We start from the raw sequence: 3,275 nt of genomic DNA, 5'->3' as shown, positions 1-3,275 counted from the left end.
GGGCGGGGGCAGAGGTCGGTCAGCTGCCGGGCGGCCGGCAGCGGCGGGGGAACACCACTCGCGCGCTGCCGCACGAGCCGTCGGTGCTGTTCGTCGACGAACCGTCCACGGGACTCGACCCGCGGTCGAGGCTGTCCGGGCACGACCAGCTGACGGCGCTGCACGCACGGGGTGTGACGGCATTGATCACCACGCACGACGGGAAGGCGGCGGCACGCCTTCGCGGCCACGGGGGGCTGCTCGCCGACGTCGGTGACGCGGGCCCGGAACGGGTTGCGTACGACGGCGTGCTCACCGGGATCACCGCGCCGGCTGTCGACGTCGTCGTCCTCGCCCTGTCCGTCCCGGGGTTCGGGGCGGCGGCCGTACGCGATGCCCGCCCGGCGCGCTCGAGTGACCCTCAGGTTTCCCACCGGACAAAGGAGTTGGCCATGAGCGACGTTGCTCGACCGACGGGCGGCACGCCCGGGAGCGGACGGGTCGTGGTGACCGGCGGCGCCGGGTTCCTCGGCTCCCACCTGTGCCGTGTCCTGCTCGGCGCGGGCCGGGAGGTGGTGTGCGTCGACAACCTGTGCACCGGCCGTCCGGCGAACGTCGCCGACCTGGCCGGGCATCCCCGGTTCCGGTTCGTGGAGGCGGACGTCACCGAGCCGCTGGCGATCGACGGGCCGGTGTCGGCCGTGGCGCATCTGGCGTGCGCGGCGTCCCCCGTCGACTACTTCGAGCTGCCCGTCGCCACGCTGCGCGCGGGCGGCCACGGCACGTACAACATGCTGGAGCTGGCCCGGGCGAAGGGCGCGCGTTTCCTGCTGGCGTCCACGTCCGAGGTGTACGGCGATCCCCTGGTCCATCCGCAGACCGAGGAGTACTGGGGGAACGTGAACCCGGTCGGGCCGCGTGCCGTGTACGACGAGTCGAAGCGGTTCTCCGAGGCGATGGCGGTCGCGTTCCGCAAGGAGTTCGGGGTCAGCACGGGCATCGCCCGCATCTTCAACTCCTACGGCCCCTTCATGCGCGCCGACGACGGCCGGGTCGTACCGGCCTTCATCACGCAGGCGTTGCGCGGGGAGCCGCTGTCGGTGATGAGCGACGGGCGCCAGACGCGGTCGCTGTGCTACGTGGACGACACGGTCGACGGGCTGGTGGCGCTGCTGGACAGCGCGGAGGCGGGCCCGGTGAACCTGGGCAACCCGAACGAGATCACCGTTCTCGAACTCGCCGGGCTGATCGTGGAGATCACCGGCAGCCGCTCCCCGCTGACGTACATCGCGCCGCATCCGGACGACCCCCGGCGCCGCAAGCCGGACATCGCGCGGGCGCGCACGCTGCTCGGCTGGGAGCCGCGCGTCGCCCTGTCCGACGGTCTGAAGCGGACCGTCGAGTGGTTCACCCAGGCCGAGGCCCAGGCGGTCACCAGAGGCAGAGCACGCCCCGGTGACCGCCGGCTGCACTAGGGCCGGGTCGTGGCCCGGCCCACTCCCATGCAGGTCAGGCCGAGGCCGGTCAGGCGGTCCCGGTCGAGGGCGTTGCGGCCGTCGTACAGGAGGCTGCCGCGCATCCTGTCGGCGACCTCAGCCCAGTCGGTGTCCTGGAGGTCGGCCCACTCGGTGACGACGATCAGGGCGTCGCAGTCCTCGGCGGCCTCGGCGACCGTCTTGGCGCGGCGGACGCGGGTCCAGGGGTCGCTGGAAGGGAGGCGGGCCATGGGGTCCCAGCCGGTGACCTCGCAGCCCTCGGCGAGGAGGCGGGAGGCGATGACGGCGGAGGGGGCCTCGCGCATGTCGTCGGTGTCGGGCTTGAAGGTGAGGCCGAGCAGGGCGATACGGCGTCCTTCGAGGCCGCCGAGTTCCTGTTTGATCCGCTGGACGGCGCGGCGGGGCTGGAGGTCGTTGACCTCGATGACGGCCGACAGCAGCTGGAAGGGGTAGCCGCTGTTGGAGGCCATGGCGCGCAGGGCGCGGGAGTCCTTGGGGAAGCAGGAACCGCCGTAGCCGAGGCCCGCGCCCAGGAAGTGCGGGCCGAGCCGGTGGTCCATGCCGACGGCGCGGGCGACCTCGACGACGTCGGCGCCGGTCTTCTCGCAGACGGCGGCGATCTCGTTGATGAACGTGATCTTCGTGGCGAGGAGGGCGTTGGCGGCGAGCTTGACCATCTCGGCGGAGGGCACGGTCATGATCTCGACGGGGCCTTCGACGCCTTCGTGGAGGTCGGCGACGAGGCGTGCGGTGGCCTCGTCGGCGGAGCCGACCACCACCCGGTCGGGGCGCAGGAAGTCCTCGACGGCGCGTCCCTCGGCGGTGAACTCGGGGTTGGCGGCGTAGCCGACGTGCGCGAGGCCGGCCGCGTCGAGGGCGCGGCGGACCTTCTCGCCGGTGCCGACGGGCACGGTCGACTTGAGGACGACGGCCTTGAGGTGCGCGGCGCCCTCGATGTCGGCGACGACGGACCAGACCCGGGAGAGGTCGGCGTCCCCTGACGCGGTGGGCGGGGTGTCGACGCAGATGTAGGCGACGTCGGCCCCGTCCAGGGCGTCGGCGGCGTCCAGGGTGAACGTCAGCCGCTCGCGGTTCTCGCGGATCAGGTCTTCGAGTCCGGGCTCGTAAATGGGGATGCGGCCCGCGTTCAGCATGTCGACGCGCTCGGGGACGATGTCCCGTACGACGACCCGGTGCCCCAGCGCGGCCAGGCAGGCACCGGTGACCAGACCGATGTAGCCGGCGCCGAATACGCCCACGCGCATGGCAGGCCCTACCTCTCCGATTCGTCCGCGGCACGCGGCGCGCGCATGCCCTGTTCCTCCACGCCCGGTGCTGCGGAGATCCACGGCCCGGCGTCGGTCGGAGCGTACCGGAGGTGCCTTCCCTGCGTATGAGGTGTCCCCGTCCGTGAGTTGGAGGGGCGGGCGCGTGTCCGTCAGGTGCGCAGGGCGCCGGTCATCTCGGTGACGAGGGTCTGGGCGTGGGGGGTGACGAAGAAGTGTCCGCCGTCGAAGATCCGCAGCCGGAACTCGGCCTCGGTCAGGCCGGACCAGGCGCGCAGTTCGTCTTCGTCGGCGCGTGGGTCGTGGGTGGCGCCGAAGACGGTGAGCGGGGTGGTGAGGGCGGCCTCGGGGACGTACCGGTAGGTCTCGTTGACCTCGAAGTCGGCGCGCAGGGTGGGCAGGAAGACGTCCAGGAGGTCGGGGTCGCCCAGGACGGATTCGGGGGTGCCGCCGATCTCCCGCAGGTGCGGGACGAGTTCGGGGGCCGGCAGGGCGTGCAGGTTGGGGCGGGTGT

General features: G+C 72.5%; 3 protein-coding genes. 1 reads left to right on the top strand and 2 read right to left on the bottom strand.

Annotated features, from left to right (window positions below):
* The first annotated feature begins 431 nt into the window (after positions 1-431).
* Positions 432-1,454: a UDP-glucuronic acid decarboxylase family protein gene (locus AOK24_RS04075; RefSeq protein WP_055718678.1), complete on the top strand. Its 1,023-nt coding sequence runs from the start codon at positions 432-434 to the stop codon at positions 1,452-1,454.
* Here AOK24_RS04075 and AOK24_RS04070 read toward each other — a convergent pair.
* The gene (locus tag AOK24_RS04070; RefSeq protein ID WP_055718677.1) at positions 1,451-2,740 is read right to left on the bottom strand and encodes a UDP-glucose dehydrogenase family protein; all 1,290 of its coding nucleotides are present in this window, start codon (positions 2,738-2,740) and stop codon (positions 1,451-1,453) included. The two genes, AOK24_RS04075 and AOK24_RS04070, sit on opposite strands and share 4 nt — an antisense overlap.
* A gap of 173 nt (positions 2,741-2,913) precedes the next feature.
* A partial coding sequence (locus AOK24_RS04065) for a thioesterase II family protein (protein ID WP_167376799.1) occupies positions 2,914-3,275 on the bottom strand: 362 nt, incomplete at its 5' end.

Origin of the sequence: Streptomyces niveiscabiei (genome assembly GCF_001419795.1) — a bacterium.
GTDB lineage: Bacteria > Actinomycetota > Actinomycetes > Streptomycetales > Streptomycetaceae > Streptomyces > Streptomyces niveiscabiei.
Note: the sequence above shows the minus strand (reverse complement) of the source record. Positions and strands in the feature narration are given on the sequence as shown.

What these genes read in the sequence shown, in the direction of transcription:
- AOK24_RS04075 (WP_055718678.1), top strand. Translation starts at nt 432, where the DNA reads ATGAGCGACGTTGCTCGACCGACGGGCGGCACGCCCGGGAGCGGACGG.
- AOK24_RS04070 (WP_055718677.1), bottom strand. Translation starts at nt 2,740, where the DNA reads ATGCGCGTGGGCGTATTCGGCGCCGGCTACATCGGTCTGGTCACCGGT.